The following is a 24,922-nucleotide window of genomic DNA, read 5'->3' on the forward strand; positions in this document are numbered from 1 at the left end:
AAAGATTGTATCGTAATCATTGCCCAAACAGAATGCGCGTTTTGTAGTCGAATTTGCCACGCGCTACGTATGGCAAACCGTGTTGGGCGCAAGCTTTGTTATACTAGCGGCGCGACCATCATTCAGCACCGCCCTTGATATTTTTACCCCACGACCCATCAATCAGCGCTCAACGCCTTGATATGTTTTAGGAGCTTGCCGTCATGCAACAGCCACCGTCCGCCGCTGCCGCAGCCGATACTTTGCTACAGGTCACAGGACTCAAAAAAAGCTTTGGCAGCACCGAGGTGTTGACCGATATTCACCTAGATATTAAGCAAGGTGAGTTTTTGACCTTACTTGGTCCCTCAGGGTGCGGCAAGACCACCTTGCTGCGTTTAATCGCAGGCTTTGAGCAGCCTGACGCGGGCGCGATTGTGCTCGATGGGCAACAGATGGCGGGCTTACCTGCGGACAAGCGCCCGATTAATACCGTGTTTCAGCAGTACGCGCTGTTTCCGCACATGACGGTGGCAGAAAACATCGGCTATGGCCTAAAAATCAAAAAAGTCGCCAAAGCCGAGATTAAGACCCGCGTGCAAGCCATGCTAGAGATGGTGCAGCTGACGCACTTGGCAAACCGCAAGCCGCAAGATTTGTCAGGCGGACAACAGCAGCGGGTGGCGATTGCGCGCGCGGTGATTAATCGCCCCAAGCTGCTGTTGCTCGATGAGCCCCTCTCCGCGCTCGACCACAAATTGCGCCTGCAAATGCAATCGGAGCTCAAACGCTTACAGCGCGAGCTGGGCATTACCTTTGTGTTCGTCACCCACGACCAAGAAGAGGCGCTGTCGATGTCTGATCGCATCGCAGTGATGAAAGGCGGACGCTTTGAACAGATTGGCACGCCGATTGAGATTTATGAAACCCCTGCCAATTTATTTACCGCAAAATTCATCGGCGAGACCAACCTATTTACCGCCACGGTCGATGCGGTGCACCCTGACGCGCCCGACCGCAACGGTGTGGTCAATAACGGACGCATCGAAGTGACACTACAGGGCGATGCCGATAGCGCTGCCCTACGCCGCAATGTGCGCCGCCCCGCGCACGCACTCGATGTGGCGGTGGGCGATGCGGTCAGTCTCTTGCTGCGTCCAGAGGATTTGCGCATTTATGATGCCGCTGATGACACGCATCACGGGCTGTTCGGGCAAGTGATTGACAGTCAATATAAAGGCAGTACGCTTGATTCCATCATTGAGCTGGACGATGGGCGCGTGGTCAAGGCGTCGGAATTTTTTGATGAAGACGACCCGAGCTTTGATTATAAGCTTGGCGAGCGCGTCAAGGTCGCGTGGGTCGATGGCTGGGAGTGGCTGTTGGCGGAGACTGAACCGAGCAGTACAGAAGCCTTGATGGCTAAGGATAGCATCTGATGGCGGGCGCACGTTTGCACAAGTCCAGCCCGTTTCGCACCGCGACCTTATGGCTGATTTGGGGTTGGCTGCTGATATTTGCGCTGATACCCAATATTTTGGTGATTGCGGTCAGTTTTTTTAGTCGTGACCCCAGTCAGTTTGTGGACATGCCGCTCAATATCGGCAGCTACATCCGTCTGATTGACCCGCTGTATTTTGATGTGTTTATGCACTCTTTATGGATGGCGGGGCTGACCACGATTTTATGCTTGCTGTTCGGCTATCCGTTTGCGTGGCTGATTTCACGTGCCAAGCCGCGCGTGCAGCCGATACTCATGCTGCTGCTGATTTTGCCGTTTTGGACGAATTCTTTGGTGCGTACCTACGCGCTCAAATTGCTGTTTGCCAATAACGGGCTGATTAACACGCTATTGCAAAAGCTTGGCATCATTGATGCGCCGTTAGATATTTTATATACCCAAGGCGCGGTGATAGCGGGCTTAACGTATTTATTGTTTCCGTTTATGGTGCTGCCTTTGTATGCGGTGTTCACTGATTTGCGTGAAGACATGCTGCTTGCGTCACAGGATTTGGGCGCAAACAAGCGCCAGACCTTTTGGCACATTGTTTTGCCATTGACCACGCCAGGGATACTCTCAGGCGTGCTGCTGGTCTTATTGCCCGCGATGGGGATGTTTTATGTCGCCGATATTCTGGGCGGCTCGCGCAATTTATTGGTCGGTAATATCATTAAAAATCAATTTTTGGACGCGCGTGATTGGCCGTTTGGCGCGGCAGCCAGCGTGCTGTTGACCGTCGCGATGGCAATCTTATTGCTGGCGTATCGCGCGAGCAGTCGCCGTATTGGCAAAACCGACTTTAACGAGGTGGCATAATGGCGAAGACTTCTGCAAACGCGCGCACCTTTACCCGCTTGTTGGGGCGCGGCTATCTGACGCTGGTGTATGCGCTGTTATACATTCCTATTTTGGTATTGGTGGTCTTATCGTTTAACGAATCCAAAATCGGCTACCACTGGGGCGGCTTTAGCCTCAAATGGTATGAGTCGCTGTTTAACAATCAAGCGATGGTCGATGCCTTTGGGCATTCGATTGTGCTCGGCTTGGTGGCGGCGAGTGTGTCTACTTTGATTGGCACCTTGACGGCGCTCGCGCTGCACCGTTATCGCTTTCGCGGTAAGGGGCTGCTCCAAGGCTTATTGTTTGTTTTGATGATGTCGCCTGAGATTGTGCTTGCCATCTCTTTATTGGTATTGTTTTTGCTGGTCGGCTTGCAGCTCGGCTTTGTGTCGCTGTTGATTGCGCACATTACCTTTTGCTTACCCTTTGTGGTGATTACGGTGTTTGCGCGCTTGAGCAGTTTGGATGAGCGCTTGCTTGAGGCGGCGCGCGACTTGGGCGCGACCGAATCGGTGATGATACGCACGGTATTGATACCTGTGATATTCCCTGCGGTGCTGGCAGGCTGGCTGCTTGCCTTTACCTTGTCGCTCGATGATGTGGTGGTCTCGACGTTTGTCACGGGTCCGAGCTATGAGATTTTGCCGCTGCGGATTTATTCGATGGTACGTGTGGGGCTAAAACCTGAGGTCAATGCGGTGGGCAGCTTGCTGCTGCTCGCGTCTTTGGTATTGGTCGTGGTGTCGCAATGGCTGCTGCGCAAACGCTGACTTTTTGCGTGAAAACCAGTAGTATATTGCTTTATAATGATTTTTTTTCAGCTTAGCGGTTTGTTTATCTATGCTCGAACTTCGACATCTTCATACCTTGACGGCGCTGCGGGCGCATGGGTCGCTTGCCGCGGCTGCTGATGAACTCCACGTGACCGCCTCTGCGGTATCGCATCAGCTAAAAGAGCTGGAAAATTATTACGACATCAGTTTGGTCAATCGGCGTACCCGCCCCTTGACCTTTACCCCCGCAGGCAAGACCGTGCTGGCGCTCGCGGACAGTATCTTGCCGCAAGTCACGCGCACCAAAGCCAATCTAAAACGCCTAGCCTATGGGCAGGCGGGGCGTCTGCGGCTGGCGTCTGAATGTCACAGCTGCTTCGATTGGCTGATGCCGATTTTGAACCAATACCGCCGCGAATGGTCGGATGTCGAGTTGGATTTTGCCACAGGTTTTGAGCCTGAGCCGCATCATTTGCTGTTAGAGGGCGATATCGACCTGCTCATCACCACCAGCAACCTGCCGATTGACGGTCTCAGCTATCAGCCGCTGTTTGAATACGAAAGCCGCTTGGTACTCTCGCCCACGCACCCCTTAGCCGCCAAGCGTGCGGTCGTGCCCGATGACTTGGTGCATGAGACGCTCATCGCCTACCCTGTCGAAGCCAAACGCCTCGACATCATCGCCAAGTTTATGACCCCCGCGCACGCCAGCTTTAAGCGCATGCGCACCACAGAGCTGACGGCGATGCTGATTCAGCTGGTCGCCAGCGAACGCGGTGTCGCCGCTTTGCCCGATTGGGTGGTGCATGAGTATGAGAAAAAAGGCTGGGTTGTCTCGCGTCGTCTTGGGGAAGGTGTGTATTGCCAGCTGTATGCCGCGACGCGCACCGCGAGCAAAGACACCGCCTATATGCAGGGCTTCGCAAGCTTGCTGGACAACATCTCAAAGCCTTTGTGACGGCTTAAAAAGTGCTTATACGCCTTTGGCTTCGCCATAAATCATGGTCAGCCCACCTGCGGTGACGAGCAGCAGACCGATGACTTTGCTCATGCTGATGGGACGCACCTCCAGTCCAAACCAACCTGTCAGCCCGAGCAATATTGCAATATACATCTGCCCCAAAAATACCCACAGCAAGGTATTGCTCGCGCCTATTTTTGGTGCGGCGATAAACATAAACAGAATATAAAAACTGCCCAAAAACCCTGGCAGCCACATCCACCAGCTGGCTTGTCCAACGGCGGGCGGCTTGACCCCGCCATCCATCACATAACACAACAGCAAAGACGCCAGCATCCCGCCCACATACAAGTAGAACGTCGACTGTATTTGCGTCGCTTGTGTCGATTCGCGAAACGCATTCACAATCGCCAGCTGCAACGGCACGATTGCCCCGCCGAGCAGACTAATCACCACATAAAATATCAGCTTGCCATCCATCGCGGTCATCCTGTCCATCAAGCGTCCATTGCCCATCAGGAGACGCTTTGCCTTATAGCATACTTTTACACAGATAAAAGCCAATCGCCGTTGCCATCAAAGTCAAGCCCACATGCAACCCAATGAGCCCAAGCCCTGCCAAGAGTTTGCCTGCATTTAAAAAGGTAAACACCTCAGCGCTAAAGGTACTAAAGGTGGTCAAGCCGCCCAAAAACCCAGTAATCACAAATAGGCGAAGATTGGGCGACCAGCCTGCGCCCAAACGCTCAAAGACAACCAGCGCCGCGCCAATCAGCAAACCACCCAAGATATTCGCGCCCAGCGTGCCAAGCGGTATCCAGTGATGCACAGGATTAAGACGGGCTAAAAGTGCACGCAAACACGCGCCAAGTCCTGCGCCCAAACCGATGGCAAGCCACTGCATTAAATCGTTGTCTCAATATCAATATCAGTATCGGTGTCGCTATCCGCATCAATCGGCGGCAATTCGGTCAAAGGCCAACGCGGCACGCAGCTGACCGCCAAATCATCGCACATGCCCGCTTGCAAACGCTGATACCCTGCGTAGGCAATCATTGCGCCATTATCGGTACATAGTGCAGGCGGCGCGTAATGGACGCTTGCGCCAATCTTGCGAAGGGCGGTCTCTAGCGTCTCACGCAAATGCTGATTGGCACTGACGCCACCTGCAATCACCAAGCGCTGCATACCGCTTTGCTTCAGCGCTTTCACACATTTTTTGACCAGCGTATCCACCACCGCATGCTGAAAACTTGCGGCGATATCAGCGCGCACGTAGGGGTCGCTGTCCGCACCTTTGGTGTCTTTAATCAGGTTGTGTACCGCTGTTTTCATACCACTAAAAGAAAAGTCTAAACCGCGATGCAGCATCGGGCGCGGCAAGTCATAAGCATTTGGGTTGCCCGTCTCTGCAAGTTTGGCGATGTTTGGACCGCCAGGGTACGGCAAGCCGAGCATTTTTGCTGCCTTGTCAAAACATTCACCCGCCGCATCGTCAATCGACTCGCCCAATATCTCATACTGACCGATGCCATGTGCGGCAATCAGCTGCGTGTGCCCGCCTGAGACCAGCAAAGACACAAAAGGAAACGCTGGTGCATTCGCGCCCATCAATGGCGCCAGCAAATGCCCTTCCATGTGATGTACGCCAATGGCGGGAACATCCAGCGCATACGCCAGCGTGCGCCCAAACAATGCGCCCGTCATGAGTGCGCCAATCAGCCCAGGACCTTTGGTATAGGCGATGGCATCAATCTCTGATTTGTCTATCTTGCACTGCGCGAGCAGCTCATCAAAGAGCGGCACGAGCTTGCGAATATGGTCGCGGCTTGCCAGCTCAGGCACCACGCCGCCATAGGTCGCGTGCAGCTCAATTTGTGAATACAATACTTGCCCGAGCAGCCCTTGATTGCTACTGTGCTGCGCTTCACTGTCAAAAATCGCTAAGCCCGTCTCGTCACACGAGGTCTCTAAACCCAATACTTTCATGCCTTTGCCTTTATCTTATCTGTTAGAACAACACCAATACGCGTTATTCTCAATCACCGCCAAGCGGCACAAAAAAACCGCCATTGCACGCTACAATGACGGTCAGTTTAGCAAATTTTGCGTGGCGATATCAGCTTACTGCCGCGACCATATAGTCCACCGCCGCATGTACCTCAGCGGCGCTGACCTCGTCGGTTGCTTGCGCGGGCATTTTATTAAAGCCATTGGCTGAGTGCTGATACAGCGTCTCTTTGCCTTTTGCCAAACGCGGCGCCCATGCAGCGGTATCACTCAGCTTTGGTGCGTTTAGCATGCCGCTTTCGTGGCAGATTTTGCAGCGCGTTTCATACAGCGTTTTGCCTGCCTCGGCAGATAATGGCGCGCTATCGGTCGCAACCGAATTGGCATCATTTGCCGTCGCCGTCGAGTCTGCCCCGTCAGGCGTACCTTCTGCTGCGGTCGTCTCTTCTTCTGCTACTGGCGCTGCCGTATTTTCAGTGCTCATCTCCGCGCTGTCCGCACTTGGCGCGGTCGTAGCATCTGCCGCTTCAGATGTTGCAGGCGCATCGCTCGTCGTCTCGCTCGCAGCTGGGGGCGTCTCACCGCAGGCGCTCAGTAATCCGCCACCGATTGCCAGTGCCAATACCAGACCATAGCGCTGATACTTTATTGCCGTCATATTACCCCCTGCTGCCCATCCATTTGACAGACGATAGATTGAGCCGCTTATTGTGCGGTTGCTGCGTCCGCTGGTGCGTCTTCTGTCGCTGGCGCATCACTATCAGCGCTGGCGTCTGCTTCAGCCTCTGCTGCTGGCGCCGCTGCACTGTCATCCGCGCTGGCTTCTGCCGTATCGCCTGTCATTTCTTGCTCGGCGCTCATCGCTTCGCTTTCTGTTGCGCCTGCTTCGTCGGCAGCGGTTGCATTATCAGCAACTGCCGTGGCTGAGGTTTCTTCAAAGCCCATGTCTTCAGCTTCAGGCGCATTTTTACGCGCAAGCGCCGCCGCTTCATCGACCATATCGACCGCTTTTACTTCTTCATGCTCACTGCCACCACAAGCGCTGATACCCAGCCCAGCGGTGATTGCCAATGCTGCCCATAGTGCCGTTTGCTTTAGTGTGTTGCTCATACTCATGTCCTCAAATTCAGTAACCAAAAAGCATAACCATGCCTGCTGGCATATGGCGGCTATCATAGCACAAAGTCGATAATAGTCGTTATTGCAGTGTGGGTTTTTAGCAAAAATCTACCGACCGCAAAAAACCACTGTTTTTTTGGTAAATCATCGCTAAAAGCCACGCGCTGTCCACCATCTGGCATGTTTGTTATTGCCATCTATGACAACAGATAAACGCTTAAAATACGCAGATATTTTGTTCTTGCGTTCATTGCCGCCACTTTTTAACGCGCATTGCAACGGTTTTGCCTAGAGGCCAGCGCAGGCAGTATCGTCTTGTTTTTAAACATAATTGCCGAGCGTATCGGCACTGCCCTTGTGGCAAAAAGTGTTGACTTTGTGTGGCATTTTGGCTAAAATACGCACCCTTGTGCCCCTTGCGCAAGATTGTTCTGGTTTGAGCTGATGCCTTGATTTGAGACCTCACGGCTAAATACTAATACACAGCCAAGCCAATGCCCTCATCTCTCACTCATAAGGAGTTTACATGCCTGCAGTAAAGGTTAAAGAAAACGAACCAGTTGATATCGCTATCCGTCGTTTCAAGCGTGCTTGTGAAAAAGCTGGCGTTCTATCAGACGTACGTAAGCGTGAGTTTTATGAAAAGCCAACGCAAGAGCGTAAGCGCAAAAAAGCCGCTGCGGTTAAGCGTTATAAGAAAAAATTGCAACGCGACACCATCCGTACTACTCGTAAATACTAATTTACGCCAGTACTGACATTCGTGTCAGCGGGCAGTTTGGTTTGCTTCGTTGCTATGTATATAAACGTACACGGACATGACCCACGCATCAGACATTAAGCGTAACTCTTACAACTGATTTGTTTGCCTGCATCTTATTTTGCGCTGATAAACGCGCTTAACCGATAAGATGTTGCAGAACACAGCGTATATTGCCCCCATATCTGCGCCACTGCTATCTGTTGATATCAGTGGCGTTTTTTGTGCTACACTTTTTGTCACTGAACGACCTTTGGCGGCGTGCGCTGAGGGTTTGCACTTTTTTATTAGCTATAAGGAAAGCCACTGGCATGAGCGATTTAAAACAACAACTGACCGACAGCATCAAAACCGCCATGAAAGGCCGCGAGCTTGAGCGCGTAAAAGTACTCCGTAATGTCCAAGCCGTCATCAAACAGATTGAGATTGACCGTCAGACCACCCTGACAGATGCCGAAGTGCTGGAAGTACTACAAAAGCAGCTCAAACAGCGCCAAGAATCACTGCACATCTTTACCGAAAACGGTCGTGAAGACTTGGCAAGTAAAGAGCAGTTTGAGATTGATATCATCAATGAATTCATGCCGCAGCAAATGAGCCTAGATGAGGTTCAAGCCCTCGTCACTGCCGAAATCGAAGCGCAAGGCGCAACCTCAATGCGCGATATGGGCAAAGTCATGGGCGAGCTAAAAGCGAAAACCGCGGGTCGCGCTGACCCTGCCGTTATCTCTGCCCAAGTCAAACAAGCCTTGCAAGGGTAATGACGACGCCATAAGCGAATAAGCAGTCAATAAAACAAGCCAAAAGGCAGGTCGCGTATTGCGTGTCCCTTTTGGCTTTTTTATGCGCTGTTGAATGCGCAAAATACCATGCTGTACAGCGTCTAAGGCTGATAGTCTTTGGCGGTTTTTACATTTTTGATGTCTTGATTGATGATGGGCAGCAAGCTTTTGGTGTTGCTTGCTGCTGTCGCCAAGCGCTGCGCTTGGGTAAGTGACACCAGCGCTGCGTCGTAGCGTCCACTCCACAGCTGGTCGTGACTGCGATAACGCAGCGCATTGATGGTGGCGATATTGGCAAGGGCGGCATCGCTTGTGGTTTTGGCGATTTTTTCATGAACCCGTTGTAGCGCCTGCCATGCCGCACGGTCGGTGGGCTTTGCTTGGATGAGCGGCTTGAGCAAGGCGCTGGCCTCATTGACACGGCTGGTTTCTATTAGCGCCTCTGCCAGATACAAGCGCAAATCGCGGCGCTCAGGATACGTGCGCTGCTGTACAGATAACAGCTCAGCGGCTTTGTCCCACTGCTGCTGCTCGCTCAATACTTCTGCGTAACTGATGCTCAGTAGCGGCTCCAGCTCAGACTGGGTGGCGGCTTTGGCTTTTAAGGACTGATACAGCTCGTTTGCTGCAGCAAAGTCTTGGTGCTCAGCATGCCACAGCATCAGCGCCATTTTTGCGCCCGTGCTGTTGTTCGCGGCGGTGGTGAGCGCGGTCTTGGAAGCTTCTGAGCCCAATTGCTGCACGCGCCAATAAAGCATGTCGAACAACACCTGATGGCGGGCTTGCTGGCTTAGGGAAGCACTTGGGTACTGCTGGGCGCGGCTTTGCGCGTCGCTTAGGCGCTCAGTGCTTTGCGGATGCGAGCGCACAAAGCTGGGTAAAAACTGGTTTTTGACCTGATTCAGCTCGCTGTTTTGACTCATTTTTGCAAAAAAGCGCGGCATCGCGCGTGGGTCGTAGCCCGCTTGGGTCATGATGTCCATGCCTATACGGTCAGCTTCGCGCTCATTGCTGCGGCTAAAGGCCATGGCATTGTTCATCGCCGCGGTCTGTGAGCCCATCATAACGGCGGCGGCCGCGTCACCATCGACCGCCGAGGCGGCAATCGCAGCGAGCATGCCACCGATTTGCATCAGCATCGCTTGACGACGCGCATCATCGCCGTGCTCGTAATGACGCTGGCTGACGTGCGCCACTTCGTGCGCGATGACACTCGCCAGCTCATCCATACTGTCTGCCGCCAGAATCGTACCCGTATTGATACCAATCACCCCGCCAGGGGCGGCAAAGGCATTGATGTTGGGATTGTCGATAATGACGGTCGCTAATGGCGCTTGCTGGCGCACCTCGCTATTGAGCCGCCATGTCATATTGGTAATGACCTCCTGTACCCACGGGTCATGCAGCATCTTGGTGTGCCCATTGATGGTACGTAGCGCCCACTCACCCATTACCTGATTTTGCCGTCTGTCTGCAAAGCTCAGCCCATCCCCTTGCAAACTGGGCACGCGCAGGCTGTTGTCTTCAGGCATCTGCCATGGTTGCCATGCGCGCGTCTCGGCGCTGACTATCGTGCACGCACTGGCAGCGGTGAGCAGCAGTGCTGCGCGCGCTACAGGGCGCAACACGGTGCGAAACCCTTTGGTATGATAAGCAATCACAGGCGCATCCTTATGAATAAAAACAAACACTTAGCCACGACGCATGGCATATTTTGCCTCTCACCATAGCTAATACCATGCCACTTTACAAGCGTTAAATGGACACCTGCTTGGCACGCGATACATCGCCACAGTCCGCGCACGGCGGGCAAGATTTGTTATAATAACGCTCGAATAACGCTCGAATAACGCTCGAATAACGCGAAGTGCCTACCCAGCAACTGATCAGCAGCGCACAGCAATTTTTATGAATACAGGTATTGGTTTATGTCAGCACGCTCTATATTGCCCGCCGCCACGCTTTCTCTTGAGACTGAGGCGACTGTCCGCGACTGGCTGGCCGTGCTACAAAAAGCGCCCGATGACAACGTGCAAAGCTCAACAGACGCGGCGATTACCATTACCGCCTTGGTCGATGGGCGTACGCTTGCCTGCCCCATGCCGCTACTTAAAACCAAAGTCGCCTTGCGCCAAGTAGCCGTAGGCGATTCGGTATATGTCCTTGCCACCGACCCCAATTCACGCGCGGACATGGTCGCCTTTTGCGCGCAGACCCCTGATGTCCGCTTGCAGGTCAACGCCCAGACCAACACAGCAGATACAGGCAGCAATACGGCGTCGGCGACCGATACAATATTTCACTTCATCATTACTAAAACCGATAGTAAATAAATGCAGCTATCCTTTACAATCAATAGCATGACATTATTTTATTTATCATAGCGTTATGTCCTGATATTCATAACGCTTTTATTGATAAAATGAATAAGCACGCAGCACCCCAACTGTTAAACTTCTTATATAACGACGGTAACACCCTTTTGAATAACAGCAACAACAATGCATAACGATACGTGCGCTCTGTGCGCATCACCAGTACGATAGCGGCTTACCGTATATTTTGATAGACAAGCAAGCCATGTATTGATACGACTTCTGATTTGATTAAGGTCAAAGATATGACTACTCCCTCTGATGCGGTGACCCAAAAAGCCACCAATGACACCACCGAGACGAACAAGGCGAACCCAGCGCTTTATGATGCTGAGACCTTGAGCGATATGCGCACGCGGGACTTGGTGCCCTCGATGCCGACCCACTTATCTGCGCCAGGGGTCAATCTGGGCGCGTATATCAATACCGTACACCAGATTCCGATTTTGACCCCGACCCAAGAGCAAGAGCTTGCGCACCGCTATTATGATGATGGCGATGTCGAAGCGGCGCGCCTGCTCGTCATGTCGCATCTGCGCTTCGTGATTCATATCGCGCGCAGCTATTCAGGCTACGGCTTGCCACAAGCGGACTTGATTCAAGAAGGCAATTTGGGACTGATGAAAGCGGTCAAGCGCTTTGACCCCAATAAAGGCGTGCGCTTGGTATCCTTTGCTGTGCATTGGATTAAGGCGGAGATTCACGAGTTTGTGATTCGCAACTGGCGTATTGTGAAAGTGGCGACCACCAAAGCGCACCGTAAGCTGTTTTTTAACTTGCGCAGCCTAAAAAAAACCAACAACCAACTGACGCTTGAAGAAGCGGACGCGATTGCTAAAGATTTGAACGTCACGCGCAAGCAAGTGCTGGAGATGGAGTCGCGCCTGACCTCGTACGATGCCTCATTTGAGACGCAATCGAGTGATGATGATGACGGTCGTTACGCGCCGCAGCTGTTCTTAGAAGATGACATCGACCCTGCGGAGATGGTCGAAGAGTCGGATTGGGAAGAGAATAACGCCTCGGCACTGAGTGCAGCGATGGATACTTTAGATGACCGCTCACGCGATATCGTCGAGCAGCGCTGGCTGGCTGAGCAAAAGTCTACTTTGCATGAGCTGGCGGCGGTCTACTCCATCTCAGCAGAGCGTGTGCGGCAGATTGAAAAAAATGCCATGGACAAAATCCGTGATGCCATGACCATCGATAGCGTGATACTGCCTGACGATGTACGTTAACGGCACACGCATAAACCATCAAACCACCCGAACGATAAGCCACCACACAACAAGAGAGTCGCTATGCTCAACTGGATAACCATCGCTGCCATCAATCTGTCGCTGGCCGTAGGTTGCGGGGCGTTCGGCGCTCATGGTCTCAAATCCATGGTCAGCGCCGAGCAGCTAGAGTGGTGGCATACCGGCACGCTGTATTGGTTCATTCATGCTTTGGGCTTGTTGTTGCTTGGCTTGCTGCTGCGCCTTGGCTACGCGTCGGCTGCCAGCGCTTGGCTGATACAGATTGGTATGCTGATTTTTACAGGCAGTCTATATGCCATGACACTGGATGCGCCGCGCTGGCTGGGCGCGATTACGCCGATTGGCGGCACACTGATGATTCTCGGATGGTTGTGGCTGGCGGTGAGCAGTTATCGCTTGGCACGTTAAAATTTTTGTTACACTGAGCACAGGACCCACTTTTTATCATAAAGGACAGCGCGTTATGCCCACCATCACCGTCAATGGCAAAACCTTACAGACCACGCACCAGACCGTACAGCTGGTCATCAATGAGCTGGGGCTCAGCACAGGGCGCTACGCCGTTGAAGTCGATGGCGAGCTGACGCCAAAAAGTGAGCTGACGCAGCTGCGCATTGTTGAAGGCATGCACATCGAAGTGGTACAAGCGGTCGGTGGCGGCTAGTATCTGCTGTAAAGCATCGATTGATTAGTAGCGATTCAAACTGTTCGGACTGCCTTATAGCGCTGTTTTACTTGCGACTCTATGTCCGTTACTGTAATTATTAAAAGACGATGCATATTAAAAGACCTCAATCGTTTGGCGATTGAGGTCTTTATTTATGATGAATGGAAAAATATAGTATGACATGAACTTTCTTATGAATGCCATCTGACTGCTATGGCGCTAAAAAAACAAATGCTAAAACTACTTTGCCTCCTCTACGCTCATCATTGATTATACAACTCACTCTGTGTGAGCCGCGTCCGAAAACATGTCCTTATGCAATTGGCGCTGCTTCCACCATGTCCAAATCTTCATAACGTCCGCCGCGTCCTTTTTTGCGCTCTAAGCGGGTTTTGTATTTGCGTACCTGTCTATCGAGCTTGTCCGCCATCTCATTAATGGCTTTATACATATCATCGTCGTAGGCTTGGACAAACATTTCTTGACCCGATGCACGTAAGATGGCTTCAGCTTTGTGGCTCTTTTTCCCGCCATCGCTGGCGCCGCTGTTGTCAAGAGACAAAATCACTTGAATACTTTGAATCTGATCAAAATGGCGCTCTACTTTGCTAAGCTTATCGCGTACTGCACTGTCCATGGCTTCGGTAACACTGATATGGTGACCACTGATAGAAACATTCATATGCTTGTCCTTATATTTATTGCTGTATTTCAAAGATGCATCACATATCTGCTTAACATCTGACCGCATCAATAGCTGTTGTAGTCATCCGCTGTATGGCTATTCGCCTTTGTTGTTATGTCGCGGTATGTCGGTTGTCATTACGCTAAGTACGAACATATCTTGGGATATGGCGTCTTGCTATTGATGTGTCTCTAATTTGTCATGAATCAAGCGCGCTGACAAGAGCCTATATTGTAATCAATTGTAACTGATACTTTTGTTATTTTTCAAAATGTATATAATCAGGAATTTTTGTTTTTTATTCACTCATTTATTAACAGTAAACTTGGCGTCTATCGTCCGTGAGTGCTCCCCTTTTTACCATTTAATAAGCCCGCCAATCACTGCATCAAGCCCATATACTCATAAGTAAGAGGGCGATAGCCAGACAGCACCGCCCTTTTTATATCAATGAATTTTTATAAGGAAAATTACCAGCGATACTCGGTCAGTATTTTTGTTTACGCTGGGTCGAGGAGCCGATGTTCATCGCTTCGCGGTATTTGGCGACCGTGCGCCGTGCGATGTCAATACCATCGGCGAGCAGTGCGGCTTGAATGCGGCTGTCGGACAGCGGTTTTTTGGGGTTTTCTTGTTGAATCATCTGCTTAATCATGGCGCTGATGGCGGTTGAAGAGATGTCGCCATCGCTGCTGCTGACGTGCGAGGAGAAAAAATGCTTGAGCGAAAACAGCCCTTGCGGGGTTAGGATGCTTTTACTGGTGGTCAGGCGTGAGACGGTGGACTCGTGCAATGACAGCTCTTCGGCAATGTCTTTTAAAATCAAAGGCTGCATGGCGGTCGCCCCATGTACCAAAAACGCCTGCTGGCGTCTGACGATACTACTGGCAACGCGCAGCAAGTTTTGGTTGCGCTCTTCGATGCTGCGGATAAACAGCCGTGCATCGCTCAGGTGCGTTTTTAGATACTGATTGGTGGGGCTGTCATCGCCACGCTTGATGAGGTTTGCGTATTCTTGATTGACCTGTAGCTTGGGCAAGGTGTCAGGATTTAGGCGCACGTGCCAGCCTGTGGCGTCACTGTCGCTCGCGCCCTGCCCGCGTACAGGCGTCACCAATACGTCTGGGATGTCGTAGCTGTCGGGCGCTTGCATGTGGTCGGGCTGAGCGTGGTAAAACGCTTGACCAGGGTGCGGGTTTAGGGTGCGCAGCACTTGCAGCGCTGGGGTAATGTGCTCAGGCTGTAACCCTGTGGCTTCGGTCAGTGCCTTGATGTTATTGGTGGTCAAGTGCTCGGTCGCGGTCAAGAGCTTTTTGGCATGCTCAAGATACGGCGTGTCGGTATCCAAGCGCGCAAGCTGTATACTTAAGCACTCGGTCAGTGAGCGCGCGCCCACCCCAAGCGGATCGCAAGATTGAATGATGTGCAGTACGGCGATGATTTCATCGGCATCAATACTCGACTCCCACTGATAAAAGCTCGCCATGGTCTCAAAGCTGCGCAGCAACTCCTCCATATTAATGTCAATAAAACCCATGTCATCCATCGCATCGACCAGATAATCAGCGATGAGCACGTCATTGGCAGATAGGCGCTTAAAATTCAGCTGCCAGCGCACGTGGTCTTGAATACAAGCACTCGTTGCCCCTTGATAGCTGTCCAAGTCGTCATCAAGGGACACTGTGCTGCGCGGCAAACTACCAATATCTAGGGTGCTAAAGCCATCCATATGTTCAAAGCCCTCGCCTGTACCGAACGCCACGTCTGAGGCATCCTCATCGAGCGTGCCTTGTTGCAACTTGTCTAGGCTGTCTGCCACCGCCTCTGCCCCATCATCGAGTGAGACTGACGATGCGCGCTCGGTACTTGCGGTGTTGTTCCACGCCTCAAGGCTGCTTTGGCTGTCTTCATGCAAAGGTGCGCTTGAGTCGTGCTCGTCTTCAATGCGCTCTAATAACGGATTGCTGTCAAGCTTGGCCTGCACTTCTTGCGCCAGCTCCAAGCTTGAGAGTTGCAGCAGTTTGATGGCTTGCTGCATCTGCGGGGTCAGCTTTTGCGAGGTGCTTAATGTGGCTGTCAGTCCAAATGACATACTCATGGCAGGTTTATTACACTCCGTTGTTTGACGATGGGCGCATCTGTGCGGCGATTATTGTTATAAGGCGCAGGTTTTTCTGAGTGGTTTTATGCGCTCATGACGATAGCATTTTTTGCGCCCATGTTGCTACGATAATTTCTATCTTAACAAACTTCGCGCACAATCCACGGGCGCGCGCTTTGCAGCTTGTTTTTTATCAATGATGGCTGCGTTTTCATACTTACGACCGTTATGGTGCGATAAGTCTATTGCCAGCAATTTTATAACATTAATGTTCTGACAGATACGTTAGCCTAGAGGAATATGACGGGTGATACCCAGTATCTTTGTTAAATTTATCTTATTTTTATATTTAATGCGATTACATAAGGAATATTATGCAGCATTTTACCCATGAGCCACTATCCATTGCAGCGGTGCAGCTAAACAGTCAACAAGACCGCCGCGCCAATCTTGAGGTCATCACGCAGGCGGTTGCGGATGCAAGCGCGCAAGGCGCACAGCTGGTGGTACTGCCTGAAAACTGTTGCAGCATGGGCGCGCAATCGGCGACCGCCGCGCAGTTTGACGCGCTCTCAAGCACGCTGGCGCAGCTGGCGGCAAAGCACCAAGTACATCTGCTGGCAGGCACGCTGCCTTGCCCGTACCGTCCTGATGGTACGCCTGTTCCCGATGACCGCTTGCGTCAGGTCAGTCAGCTGTTCGCGCCCGATGGCACGCAGGTGGCGCGCTATGACAAGATTCATCTGTTTCAGGCAACGGTGGCGGACGATACTGGCAGCTATAATGAGGCGGCGACTTTTGAGGCGGGCACGCAGACGGTGGTTGCGCCGATCCGACTGGATGCAGGGACGTATCATGTGGGGATGATGGTGTGCTTTGATTTGCGCTTTCCTGCCTTAGCGCAGCGTTTGCGGCAGGCGGGCAGTGATTTGTTAAGTGCGCCCTCAGCATTTACTTATTTGACAGGGCAAGCGCATTGGTCACTGTTACTACGTGCGCGCGCACTCGACAGTCAGTGTATGGTGATTGGCGCAGCCCAAGGCGGCACGCACCAATACCCAAGCCAAGCGGCGCGGCAGACGTGGGGGCACAGCGCAATTACACGCCATGATGGTACAGTAGCAGCGGATTATGCGCACAGTGCACTGACAGAGGTCAACGCGAAGCAGGGCTATGCGCTTATTATGGCGTCGTGTGATAAAGGCGCGCAAGCCTCAGGACGCGAGACGCTGCCGATTTTTAACTGTCATCGTCTGGCGTAGTCATCGTGCGTGCCGCATGACGCACGGCGCGTGGGTGCGCGGTATCATAGACTTGCGTTAAACGCGTAAAATCAACGTGCGTATATATCTGCGTGGTGCCAATGTCGGCATGCCCAAGCATCTCTTGCACCGCGCGCAAGTCACCACTGTTTGAGAGCATGTGCGAGGCAAAACAGTGCCGCAATAAATGCGGATAGAGGTTTTGGTCGATACCAGCACGTTTTGCCGCGACTTTTAGCCGCTGCTGTACGGCGCGGGTAGTCAATCGCGTGCCGAGCTTTTCACTGATAAACAGCGCCTCGTCCACATGTTCGCTCCAGAGGGCGCGGTGCGGCAAATAGCGCGCAATCGCTTCAAGCGCACGGCTACCGACAGGAACAAGGCGAACCTTGTTGCCCTTACCTGTCACGCGGACTTGCTGACGCGCTTGGTCAAGGTCGTGAATGTCTAAGGCGACCAGCTCACTGACGCGCAGCCCACTGCTATAAAGCAGCTCAAATATCGCTTTATCACGCAGCCAAAGCCGCGTCTGATTGGGCGTGTCGGGTGCTGGCTGGTCAAGCAGCTGGGTGATGACATCCATATCGGCAATGCTGGGTAGCGCGCGTGCGCCGCGTGCCAACTGATAGCCGAGCGCAGGGTTGATACGCGCCTGCCCCTCATCAATTAGCCAACCATAAAAATGACGAATCGCAGAGAGCGCCTGCTGCATGCTGGCAAGGCTCAGATTGTCTTCTTCTAAGCGGTGGGTGACGTGCTGCGCCAACTGACGCTTATCACAGCGCGTCCATGTCAGACGACGCGCACACAGATGCCGTGCCAACTGAGCAACAGCGGCATGATAAGCGGTTTGGGTGTGCGGTGAGTGGTTTTCGCGTGCGAGGGTCGCAAGCCAGCGCTCGACAGGCGACATTAAGGCATCAAAAGCCTCAACATCGGCACTGTCATCGTCTGTCGGCGGGAGACGCGAGGCGGTCATCAGATGCCGTTACGAGGCGCTGGGCGTCGGCTTCATACCTGCCTGCGCCATCAGACCATCGGGACTGAACACCCCTTCGTATACAAAGGCTGTCGGCCCTGTCATCATCACCGAGTAGCCTGGCTGCCAGCGGATAACCAAACTGCCGCCGTACAGCTGAGCGCGCACTTCTGCGCCTTCATCGAGCCAGCCTTCACGCACGCCTGTCGCGACTGCCGCACACGCACCTGTACCACAGGCTTGGGTTTCGCCCACGCCGCGCTCATACACCCGCAGACGGATATGACGCTGGTTCATGACCTGCATAAAGCCGACATTGACCTTGTCAGGGAATGCAGGGTGCGACTCAATCGCGCGCCCCAGTGTCTCGACGTCAGCATCAAGCACATTGTCTACGCGGATGATGGCGTGGGGGTTGCCCATATTGGCGACATACAGCTGCACGGGCTTGCCCGCCACATCCAGATGATAGGCGTTTTGGATTTTGGTGATGGCTTTTGGGGTAAACGGAATCTCAGACGGCTCAAATTTTGGCTTGCCCATATCCACCTCGACCCACCCATAACGGTCGGTGCTCAAGGTAATCACCCCACTTGCGGTCTCTACACGGATACGCTGCTTAAATGACAGTTTGCGCGCTTGCACAAAACGGGCAAAACAGCGTGCGCCATTGCCGCACTGCTCGACTTCGCTGCCATCGGTATTAAAAATGCGGTAGCTAAAATCCACATCAGGGCGCATGGGCGGCTCGACCACCAGCAGTTGGTCAAAACCGATGCCCAAATGACGATCGCCAAGCAGCTGCACCAATTCGGTGGTCAGCTCAAGGCGCTGCGTTACCAGATCAATGACCATAAAGTCATTGCCCAGCCCGTGCATCTTAGTAAACTCTATTAACATATCCGTGCGTCCTATTCTATTTTTATGTCTGTATAATGGTAGCATGCTGTATGTTGCAATGATAATGCACGCCGCAGTACACACCGCCCCAATTCTAACGTCCAGCGATAAAAATCCCATCGTTGCAACAACAATGGGACGGCGTCAAACGACAAGTATCCGCGCTGTTTTGTTATGATGACTTATTATAGCAAGGGCTGCGCGTGCGTGCGGTAAGCGCAGCACCCGCAGGCAATCAGCCTTGCCACAAACGCTCATCGCTGTAGAGTGCCTCGATGGTCTCGCGCGGCTTAATCAGCTGATGCTGCTCGCCTGACACCATGACTTCTGCGGTACGCGGGCGGGTATTGTAGTTGCTGCTCATATTAAAGCCATACGCGCCAGCGCCTGTCACCGCAAGCAGGTCACCCACTTGTAATGACAACACACGATTTTTTGCCAAAAAGTCACCCGTCTCACAAATCGCGCCGACGATGTCCCACGCCTGTGTGCCCTCAGTATCCATGCCGTTGGCAGGCAGGGTGCTTGGAATCACGCCCATTTCGGCTTGATAAAGTGCGGGGCGAATCAAATCGTTCATCGCCGCATCCACAATGGCAAAGTTCTTATGCTCGGTGGGCTTTAAGATATTGACTTCGGTAATCAAGATGCCCGCATTCGCCACCATACTGCGACCCGGCTCAAAAAACACGCTCAAGCCCAATTTTTGTAGTTTTGGCAACAGGGCATCAGCAAAATCTTTGATACTGACAGGCTGCTCATCAATGTAGCGCACGCCCAAGCCGCCACCCAAATCGATATGCTTGAGCATAATGCCCTTGTCACGCAGCTGCTCAATCAGCTCAATCAATTTGTCTAATGCCGCGACAAATGGCTCAACCTGCGTCAGCTGTGAACCGATATGGCAATCAATGCCAAGAATATCAATGTGCGACATTTGCGCGGCGCCTTCGTAGACGGCAATTGCTTTATCATGTGCGATGCCGAATTTGTTGTCTTTTAGCCCTGTTGAGATGTACGGATGGGTGTTGGCATCGACATCAGGATTGACACGCAGTGAAATCGGCGCTTTTTTATCCAGCGTTTGCGCCACTTCATTGATGATAGACAGCTCACTAATCGACTCAACGTTAAAGCAGCCGATGCCTTGACTCAGCGCATATTCGATGTCGGCTGGGGTTTTGCCCACGCCTGAAAACACCACACGTGACGCCTGACCGCCTGCTGCCAAAACGCGCATCAGCTCACCGCGTGAGACAATGTCAAACCCTGCGCCTGCTTTCGCCAATACGCTCAAAACCGCAAGGTTAGAATTGGCTTTTACCGCGTAGCAAATCTGATGCTCAATGGTTGAAAACGCTGTGCTGTACGCGTTGTAGACGTCCAAGATGGCTTGCTTTGAATACACGTAGCATGGCGTGCCATAAGTCTGTGCCAACGCTTTGATACTCACCGACTCCATCTGTAACGCGTCGTCTTGATAGCTGAGTGCTGGCAGCTGCGCGCTCAAGGCGGCGGGGTCGATGTACAGTCCTGCCTCAGTTTGGGTGCTCACGGTGGCAGATTCACAATTACTCATAACAATATCTCTAATTCAAACAAAAATTCAAAATTAAACACTCAAAAGGACGTATAAACAGACGGCGCTTCGCCAGCCATTCAATAAGGCAGCCAACGCATTAATAATCGTTGGGGTCGGCGCTCGCCTCTGGCAAGTCGTCCATCGTATCGTCACCCACGCGATCAAAGGCGTCGTCTTGCGGCGCGCTACCGCTGTCAATCATCTGCTGCCCCTCGTCACTGGCATTGCCCTCTGGCAAATACAAGTCGCCCTTTTGTCCGCAGCCCGCCAGCACAAAGGTGCTGCCCAAAACGACCACAGCGATAAGGCGCGCCAGCAGCGCGGTATAAGGCTTATCCGCCAACAAGAAAGAACCCGACATAACCACACACCCTTACATAAACGATCAAGCGCACTGCCAAGAGCCGTCATATTACGGCCACACTATTTTAGCAGACAATAAGCCAAAAGCTGGACGCTTTGGTACAATAATAGCGCCGTGATAAGGCGCTCAGCATAGGCGTTTTATCATAGCATTAATCGATAATGCTTTGCGCAGATTGCACGGATTAAACAACAATTTTGTTACGCGTCATATGAGGCGCTGATGATGACAGGTGCGGTAGCGTTTTGTTACTTGACGGGTGCGCGAATGCCCCCTTATAGTGATTTACAGCGTTTGCAGCCTGCGTTTATGCCAAGCTGGACACTGCCGCATGCCTGCTGCGTCGCACTTTTACGCAAGCGCCCCTCATTTTATAAGGACCTATTATGACTGACCGCCCTGCTGCAAGCGATTTAATTGACCCAACCTTGGTACTCAACTGCGGATCGTCTTCTATTAAGTATGCGCTGATTAGCGCCGACAACCGCACGCGCATCACAGGACTGGCTGAAAACCTCGGTCTCGACACCGCGCGCATCAAACACAAAAACCTTGAAGGCGAGACGCAAGAGATCAGCATCCCTGGCGGTCAGCATCAGTTGGCATTACAAAAGATTTTGGGCTTATTGGAGCAATACCGTTTTGTCGCGGTCGGGCATCGCGTGGTACATGGTGGGCGTGAGTTCTCAGCCGCCGAGCGCGTGACCCCGCATGTCCTTGCGGAAATCAAACGCTTAAAAATCTTAGCACCGCTGCACAACCCCGCCAATGCCTTGGGGGTGGAAGCGGTCGAGGCGATTTATCCTGACATGCCGCAAGCCGTGGTTTTTGATACCGCCTTTCACCAAAGCATGCCGCCTGTGGCGTACCGCTATCCGATTCCAAAGGCGCTGTACGATGAGCACCGTATCCGCCGTTATGGCTTTCATGGTACCTCGCACGCCTATGTCTCTGACCGCGCAAGCACGCTTACGGATAAGACAGGCAAGCACGGCTGGTTGACCGCGCATTTGGGCAATGGCTGCTCGGCAGCTGCGGTGTATGACGGTGAGAGTCTGGACACCAGCATGGGTCTGACGCCACTTGAAGGCTTGATGATGGGCACGCGCAGCGGCGATGTGGATCCAAGCTTGCACATTCACTTAAAGCGCACGCTAAACATGAGCCTTGAAGAAATCAACGATATGCTGAACAACCAAAGCGGGCTGTTCGGCATCTCAGGGCTGTCCAATGACATGCGTATGATTGAGCAGGCCGCCGCCGATGGTCACTCTGATGCTAAGCTTGCCATTGAAATGTTTTGCTACCATGCGGGTAAATACTTGGCAGCGCTCAGCTGTGCGCTACCGACCTTTACAGGTATTGTATTTACGGGCGGTATCGGAGAAAATGCCGCCGACACACGCGCGCGTATCTTAGCGGTGATGCGCCACTTTGGTATCAAGGTGGATAATGACAAAAACGACACCTTAATACGCGGCGCCGAGGGCAGCTTTCACAACGCCGATAGCGCCATTGAGCTGTGGGTGATACCGACCGATGAAGAGTACCGTATCGCACAAGAGACGCGTGCGGCGCTCGGTATCGATACAACCGACAAAGCCTAGCACTCTTTGGTGAGTGCTGAGCCGTGCTATCTGCTCGGCACTTGCCATCCATGCCCATGATTAACGCCAATAATCAACGCCAGTCACTTACATTTATGCCATCAGGTGCATTTTTGCCACCTGTCTAGGAGCCGTCATGCAGACCATTTTACTTGTTCCCATCAGTCGCGGTATTGGGGTGACCTCAGCAGCGCTCGGGCTGATTCGCGCCTTTGACTACAATGGTATCAAAGCGGGATTTATGAAGCCGTTTTTGCAAGAAGATACGTTAGACCGTCAAAACAGCCTCGACAGCTCCAGCACGCTGATCATGCACGCCTTTGGTCTTAAACCGCCAAAATCCATCAACCGCCACCACGTTGAGCGCATGATTGGTGATGGCAATGTCGATGATTTGATGGAAGAGGTGGTCGTCAACTACCACAGCCTCGGCGACGAGTATGACGTGGTGATTTGTGAAGGCTTGGTGCCGACCACCGAAGCCTCTTACGCCTCGCAGATTAACCGCGCCCTCGCCCATGCGCTCGATGCTAAGGTCATCTTTGTCAGCACGGTCGATATGCAGCACCCTGAGCAGCTGGCGGACAAGCTCGACGTGCATGCGCGCGATTTTGGCAGTATCGCCAGCGACCGCACTTTGGGCTGTATTTTGATGCGCGTGCATGACGTGCCGAACACCTTTGAGACCCAACCTGTTGCCCCTGGTGAGGCGATGGTGAGTTTGGATGACAGCTTTATCCGCGCCGTACAAAAGCAGTCGCCGTATTTTTATACCGAGCAATTTCGTTTAATCGGCGTTGTGCCCTTTAGCAAGTCGCTGTCTGTGCCGCGTACGTGGGATGTGGCGATGGAGCTTGGCGCAACGTGGATCAATGTCGGCGAAGCCAAGTCGCGGCGTGTCAATCATATCAGCCTAACCGCGCGCTCCGTCGCTCGCGTCGATGCGGTGTTTAAACGCAATACCTTAATCGTGGTGCCTGGCGACCGCGATGACTTGTTGCTCGCGGCGGCGCTCGCTTGTATCAACGGCATTCCGCTGGCAGGCTTGGTGCTGACGGGCGGCATCGCGCCCAACTCGACCGTCACTGAGCTGTGGCAATCGGCGCTCAAAACGGGCATTCCCATCATGCAGGTAGAGACCGACAGCTTTGAGACGGTACAAAACCTGCTGAACATCAGCGCTGAGATACCAAGCGATGATATCGAACGCGCGCAAGAAGTGACCCGCTATGTGGCAGCGCACATTGATTTGCAGTGGATTAAAGACTATTTTAGCCACAGCTATCAGCCGCGCCTATCGCCATCAGCCTTCCGCCATCAGCTAGTCAAAAAAGCCCAACACGCCAAAAAACGCATCGTACTGCCCGAAGGCGACGAGCCGCGTACCGTCGAGGCGGCTTGTATTTGCCAAAGTCGCGGCATCGCCAACTGCGTGCTGCTCGCCAAGCGTGCGGACGTTGAGCAAGTGATTAAAAATCGTGATTTGACCTTGCCTGAGGGCTTAGAAATCATCGACCCTGATGATGTGGATATGCCCAAATATATCCAAGCGGTGGTCGAGCGCCGCCGTGGCAAGACCAGCGAGCCTGTGGCGGCTGAGCAGCTGCGCGATACGGTATTTTTGGGCACCATCATGCTTCAGCTTGGCGAAGTCGATGGTCTCGTCTCGGGCGCGGTACATACGACGGCAAACACCGTGCGCCCTGCCTTTCAGCTGATTAAGACCGCGCCGCAATACTCCTTGGTGTCTTCTGTCTTTTTTATGCTGCTGCCTGAACAGGTGGTGGTGTACGGCGACTGCGCGATTAACCCCGACCCAAGCGCTGAGGAGCTGGCCGAGATTGCCATTCAATCGGCACAATCAGCGACCGCCTTTGGTATCGACCCCAAAGTGGCGATGATCAGCTACTCAACGGGCGCGTCAGGTGCGGGCGCGGATGTGGACAAGGTGGCTGAGGCCACGCGCATCGTACGCGAGCGCGCCCCTGAGCTGGTGATTGACGGTCCGCTACAGTATGACGCCGCCTCGGTCATGAGCGTGGGCAAACAAAAAGCCCCCGACTCGCCCGTGGCAGGACAAGCCAACGTGTTTATCTTCCCTGACCTCAACACAGGCAACACCACCTATAAAGCAGTACAGCGCAGCGCCAATGTGGTGAGCGTCGGTCCCATGCTCCAAGGTCTCAACAAGCCTGTCAATGACCTCTCACGCGGCGCGCTGGTGGATGACATCATCTATACCATCGCACTGACCGCCATCCAAGCTGAGAGTGACGCCATCTAAGCGCCTATGAGCGGTCGCGGCGCGCTTGACTCAGCCGTTCGCCATCGCTCAAACCGCTAACGACAAATTTGCTATGATATGGGGCGGCTGACCCATGCGCATCGGTTCGCCAGCTCCCAAATACCAACCCAC

At 52.9% G+C, this 24,922-nt stretch carries 25 protein-coding genes; 13 read left to right on the forward strand and 12 right to left on the reverse strand.

The annotated features are described in order from the left end of the window. The first annotated feature begins 203 nt into the window (after positions 1–203). From potA to JMW05_RS05090, 4 genes are all read left to right on the forward strand, one after another. Positions 204–1,418: a spermidine/putrescine ABC transporter ATP-binding protein PotA gene (gene potA / locus JMW05_RS05075; protein WP_201504279.1), complete on the forward strand. Its 1,215-nt coding sequence runs from the start codon at positions 204–206 to the stop codon at positions 1,416–1,418. Next, the gene (gene potB, locus JMW05_RS05080) at positions 1,418–2,296 is read left to right on the forward strand and encodes a spermidine/putrescine ABC transporter permease PotB (RefSeq protein WP_201504280.1); all 879 of its coding nucleotides are present in this window, start codon (positions 1,418–1,420) and stop codon (positions 2,294–2,296) included. The genes potA and potB overlap by 1 nt, the downstream gene beginning before the upstream one ends. Further along, positions 2,296–3,090, forward strand: a complete 795-nt coding sequence (potC, locus tag JMW05_RS05085; RefSeq protein WP_201504281.1) for a spermidine/putrescine ABC transporter permease PotC — start codon at positions 2,296–2,298, stop codon at positions 3,088–3,090. Before potB ends, potC begins: the two co-directional genes overlap by 1 nt. Positions 3,091–3,160: 70 nt before the next feature. Then, on the forward strand, positions 3,161–4,051 hold the full coding sequence (locus JMW05_RS05090) for a LysR family transcriptional regulator (protein ID WP_201504282.1): 891 nt from the start codon (positions 3,161–3,163) through the stop codon (positions 4,049–4,051). A gap of 15 nt (positions 4,052–4,066) precedes the next feature. On the opposite strand, the gene JMW05_RS05095 is transcribed toward JMW05_RS05090, so the two are convergent. The 5 genes from JMW05_RS05095 to JMW05_RS05115 all read right to left on the reverse strand — a co-directional run bounded on the left by JMW05_RS05095 (position 4,067) and on the right by JMW05_RS05115 (position 7,174). Further along, complete coding sequence (locus tag JMW05_RS05095; RefSeq protein WP_227691448.1) at positions 4,067–4,552, reverse strand: DMT family transporter; 486 nt, start codon at positions 4,550–4,552, stop codon at positions 4,067–4,069. A gap of 34 nt (positions 4,553–4,586) precedes the next feature. Then, positions 4,587–4,958, reverse strand: coding sequence for a CrcB family protein (locus JMW05_RS05100; RefSeq protein ID WP_201504283.1), 372 nt, complete (start codon positions 4,956–4,958; stop codon positions 4,587–4,589). Next, complete coding sequence (gene tsaD, locus JMW05_RS05105) at positions 4,958–6,043, reverse strand: tRNA (adenosine(37)-N6)-threonylcarbamoyltransferase complex transferase subunit TsaD (RefSeq protein WP_201504284.1); 1,086 nt, start codon at positions 6,041–6,043, stop codon at positions 4,958–4,960. Before tsaD ends, JMW05_RS05100 begins: the two co-directional genes overlap by 1 nt. A 130-nt stretch (positions 6,044–6,173) precedes the next feature. Further along, a complete protein-coding gene (locus tag JMW05_RS05110) occupies positions 6,174–6,722 on the reverse strand; it encodes a c-type cytochrome (RefSeq protein ID WP_201504285.1) in 549 nt (182 codons plus the stop codon). A gap of 47 nt (positions 6,723–6,769) precedes the next feature. Next, positions 6,770–7,174: a hypothetical protein gene (locus JMW05_RS05115; protein WP_201504286.1), complete on the reverse strand. Its 405-nt coding sequence runs from the start codon at positions 7,172–7,174 to the stop codon at positions 6,770–6,772. A gap of 535 nt (positions 7,175–7,709) precedes the next feature. Here JMW05_RS05115 and rpsU point away from each other — a divergent pair. Then, positions 7,710–7,925: a 30S ribosomal protein S21 gene (gene rpsU / locus JMW05_RS05120; protein ID WP_199508379.1), complete on the forward strand. Its 216-nt coding sequence runs from the start codon at positions 7,710–7,712 to the stop codon at positions 7,923–7,925. A gap of 329 nt (positions 7,926–8,254) precedes the next feature. Further along, positions 8,255–8,704 (forward strand): GatB/YqeY domain-containing protein, encoded by a 450-nt coding sequence (locus JMW05_RS05125; RefSeq protein ID WP_201504287.1) that lies wholly within the window; start codon positions 8,255–8,257, stop codon positions 8,702–8,704. A gap of 122 nt (positions 8,705–8,826) precedes the next feature. Here JMW05_RS05125 and JMW05_RS05130 read toward each other — a convergent pair whose 3' ends face one another. Then, positions 8,827–10,386, reverse strand: a complete 1,560-nt coding sequence (locus JMW05_RS05130) for a M48 family metalloprotease (RefSeq protein ID WP_227691449.1) — start codon at positions 10,384–10,386, stop codon at positions 8,827–8,829. 267 nt (positions 10,387–10,653) lie between these two features. Between JMW05_RS05130 and JMW05_RS05135 the strand changes: the two genes are divergently transcribed. The 4 genes from JMW05_RS05135 (at position 10,654) to thiS (ending at position 13,023) form a co-directional block, all read left to right on the forward strand. Next, positions 10,654–11,058: a sulfurtransferase TusA family protein gene (locus JMW05_RS05135; RefSeq protein WP_201504288.1), complete on the forward strand. Its 405-nt coding sequence runs from the start codon at positions 10,654–10,656 to the stop codon at positions 11,056–11,058. Between the two features lie 389 nt (positions 11,059–11,447). Continuing rightward, positions 11,448–12,338, forward strand: a complete 891-nt coding sequence (rpoH, locus tag JMW05_RS05140; protein WP_406947473.1) for an RNA polymerase sigma factor RpoH — start codon at positions 11,448–11,450, stop codon at positions 12,336–12,338. A 63-nt stretch (positions 12,339–12,401) separates the two neighbouring features. After that, positions 12,402–12,767, forward strand: a complete 366-nt coding sequence (locus tag JMW05_RS05145) for a DUF423 domain-containing protein (RefSeq protein ID WP_201504289.1) — start codon at positions 12,402–12,404, stop codon at positions 12,765–12,767. A gap of 55 nt (positions 12,768–12,822) precedes the next feature. Continuing rightward, positions 12,823–13,023: a sulfur carrier protein ThiS gene (thiS, locus tag JMW05_RS05150; RefSeq protein ID WP_201504290.1), complete on the forward strand. Its 201-nt coding sequence runs from the start codon at positions 12,823–12,825 to the stop codon at positions 13,021–13,023. A gap of 316 nt (positions 13,024–13,339) precedes the next feature. Here the strand turns inward: thiS and hpf are convergent, their stop codons facing one another. Both hpf and rpoN read right to left on the reverse strand, forming a co-directional pair. Continuing rightward, positions 13,340–13,708 (reverse strand): ribosome hibernation-promoting factor, HPF/YfiA family, encoded by a 369-nt coding sequence (gene hpf, locus JMW05_RS05155; RefSeq protein WP_201504291.1) that lies wholly within the window; start codon positions 13,706–13,708, stop codon positions 13,340–13,342. A 490-nt stretch (positions 13,709–14,198) separates the two neighbouring features. Next, positions 14,199–15,809, reverse strand: a complete 1,611-nt coding sequence (gene rpoN / locus JMW05_RS05160; RefSeq protein WP_201504292.1) for an RNA polymerase factor sigma-54 — start codon at positions 15,807–15,809, stop codon at positions 14,199–14,201. A gap of 377 nt (positions 15,810–16,186) precedes the next feature. Here rpoN and JMW05_RS05165 point away from each other — a divergent pair, with 377 nt between their 5' ends. Continuing rightward, on the forward strand, positions 16,187–17,074 hold the full coding sequence (locus JMW05_RS05165; RefSeq protein WP_201504293.1) for a nitrilase-related carbon-nitrogen hydrolase: 888 nt from the start codon (positions 16,187–16,189) through the stop codon (positions 17,072–17,074). On the opposite strand, the gene JMW05_RS05170 is transcribed toward JMW05_RS05165, so the two are convergent. From JMW05_RS05170 to lptM, 4 genes are all read right to left on the reverse strand, one after another. Next, entirely contained in the window at positions 17,052–18,053 is a 1,002-nt protein-coding gene (locus JMW05_RS05170; RefSeq protein ID WP_201504294.1) for a tyrosine recombinase XerC, read from the reverse strand. The genes JMW05_RS05165 and JMW05_RS05170 overlap by 23 nt on opposite strands. Positions 18,054–18,062: 9 nt before the next feature. Continuing rightward, positions 18,063–18,953 (reverse strand): diaminopimelate epimerase, encoded by an 891-nt coding sequence (dapF, locus tag JMW05_RS05175; RefSeq protein WP_201504295.1) that lies wholly within the window; start codon positions 18,951–18,953, stop codon positions 18,063–18,065. Positions 18,954–19,188: 235 nt separating this feature from the next. Continuing rightward, positions 19,189–20,532 (reverse strand): diaminopimelate decarboxylase, encoded by a 1,344-nt coding sequence (gene lysA, locus JMW05_RS05180; protein WP_201504296.1) that lies wholly within the window; start codon positions 20,530–20,532, stop codon positions 19,189–19,191. Positions 20,533–20,632: 100 nt separating this feature from the next. Beyond that, complete coding sequence (lptM, locus tag JMW05_RS12105) at positions 20,633–20,896, reverse strand: LPS translocon maturation chaperone LptM (protein WP_201504297.1); 264 nt, start codon at positions 20,894–20,896, stop codon at positions 20,633–20,635. Between the two features lie 389 nt (positions 20,897–21,285). On the opposite strand from lptM, the gene JMW05_RS05190 reads away from it, so the two are divergent. Both JMW05_RS05190 and pta read left to right on the forward strand, forming a co-directional pair. After that, positions 21,286–22,506, forward strand: coding sequence for an acetate/propionate family kinase (locus JMW05_RS05190; RefSeq protein ID WP_201504298.1), 1,221 nt, complete (start codon positions 21,286–21,288; stop codon positions 22,504–22,506). A gap of 136 nt (positions 22,507–22,642) precedes the next feature. Continuing rightward, positions 22,643–24,790: a phosphate acetyltransferase gene (gene pta / locus JMW05_RS05195; RefSeq protein ID WP_201504299.1), complete on the forward strand. Its 2,148-nt coding sequence runs from the start codon at positions 22,643–22,645 to the stop codon at positions 24,788–24,790. Positions 24,791–24,922 lie beyond the last annotated feature (132 nt).

Origin of the sequence: Psychrobacter aestuarii (genome assembly GCF_904846035.1) — a bacterium.
In the GTDB taxonomy this organism is placed as follows: domain Bacteria; phylum Pseudomonadota; class Gammaproteobacteria; order Pseudomonadales; family Moraxellaceae; genus Psychrobacter; species Psychrobacter aestuarii.

Coding starts and splice junctions, on each gene's coding strand:
- JMW05_RS05145 (WP_201504289.1), top strand. CDS start 12,402: ATGCTCAACTGGATAACCATCGCTGCCATCAATCTGTCGCTGGCCGTA.
- JMW05_RS05165 (WP_201504293.1), top strand. CDS start 16,187: ATGCAGCATTTTACCCATGAGCCACTATCCATTGCAGCGGTGCAGCTA.
- JMW05_RS05115 (WP_201504286.1), bottom strand. CDS start 7,174: ATGAGCAACACACTAAAGCAAACGGCACTATGGGCAGCATTGGCAATC.
- JMW05_RS05090 (WP_201504282.1), top strand. CDS start 3,161: ATGCTCGAACTTCGACATCTTCATACCTTGACGGCGCTGCGGGCGCAT.
- potC (WP_201504281.1), top strand. CDS start 2,296: ATGGCGAAGACTTCTGCAAACGCGCGCACCTTTACCCGCTTGTTGGGG.
- JMW05_RS05100 (WP_201504283.1), bottom strand. CDS start 4,958: ATGCAGTGGCTTGCCATCGGTTTGGGCGCAGGACTTGGCGCGTGTTTG.
- lptM (WP_201504297.1), bottom strand. CDS start 20,896: ATGTCGGGTTCTTTCTTGTTGGCGGATAAGCCTTATACCGCGCTGCTG.
- JMW05_RS05170 (WP_201504294.1), bottom strand. CDS start 18,053: ATGACCGCCTCGCGTCTCCCGCCGACAGACGATGACAGTGCCGATGTT.
- pta (WP_201504299.1), top strand. CDS start 22,643: ATGCAGACCATTTTACTTGTTCCCATCAGTCGCGGTATTGGGGTGACC.
- hpf (WP_201504291.1), bottom strand. CDS start 13,708: ATGAATGTTTCTATCAGTGGTCACCATATCAGTGTTACCGAAGCCATG.
- JMW05_RS05190 (WP_201504298.1), top strand. CDS start 21,286: ATGACTGACCGCCCTGCTGCAAGCGATTTAATTGACCCAACCTTGGTA.
- potB (WP_201504280.1), top strand. CDS start 1,418: ATGGCGGGCGCACGTTTGCACAAGTCCAGCCCGTTTCGCACCGCGACC.
- lysA (WP_201504296.1), bottom strand. CDS start 20,532: ATGAGTAATTGTGAATCTGCCACCGTGAGCACCCAAACTGAGGCAGGA.
- JMW05_RS05125 (WP_201504287.1), top strand. CDS start 8,255: ATGAGCGATTTAAAACAACAACTGACCGACAGCATCAAAACCGCCATG.
- potA (WP_201504279.1), top strand. CDS start 204: ATGCAACAGCCACCGTCCGCCGCTGCCGCAGCCGATACTTTGCTACAG.
- rpsU (WP_199508379.1), top strand. CDS start 7,710: ATGCCTGCAGTAAAGGTTAAAGAAAACGAACCAGTTGATATCGCTATC.
- JMW05_RS05135 (WP_201504288.1), top strand. CDS start 10,654: ATGTCAGCACGCTCTATATTGCCCGCCGCCACGCTTTCTCTTGAGACT.
- rpoN (WP_201504292.1), bottom strand. CDS start 15,809: ATGAGTATGTCATTTGGACTGACAGCCACATTAAGCACCTCGCAAAAG.
- tsaD (WP_201504284.1), bottom strand. CDS start 6,043: ATGAAAGTATTGGGTTTAGAGACCTCGTGTGACGAGACGGGCTTAGCG.
- rpoH (WP_406947473.1), top strand. CDS start 11,448: ATGCGCACGCGGGACTTGGTGCCCTCGATGCCGACCCACTTATCTGCG.
- JMW05_RS05110 (WP_201504285.1), bottom strand. CDS start 6,722: ATGACGGCAATAAAGTATCAGCGCTATGGTCTGGTATTGGCACTGGCA.
- thiS (WP_201504290.1), top strand. CDS start 12,823: ATGCCCACCATCACCGTCAATGGCAAAACCTTACAGACCACGCACCAG.
- JMW05_RS05095 (WP_227691448.1), bottom strand. CDS start 4,552: ATGGACAGGATGACCGCGATGGATGGCAAGCTGATATTTTATGTGGTG.
- dapF (WP_201504295.1), bottom strand. CDS start 18,953: ATGTTAATAGAGTTTACTAAGATGCACGGGCTGGGCAATGACTTTATG.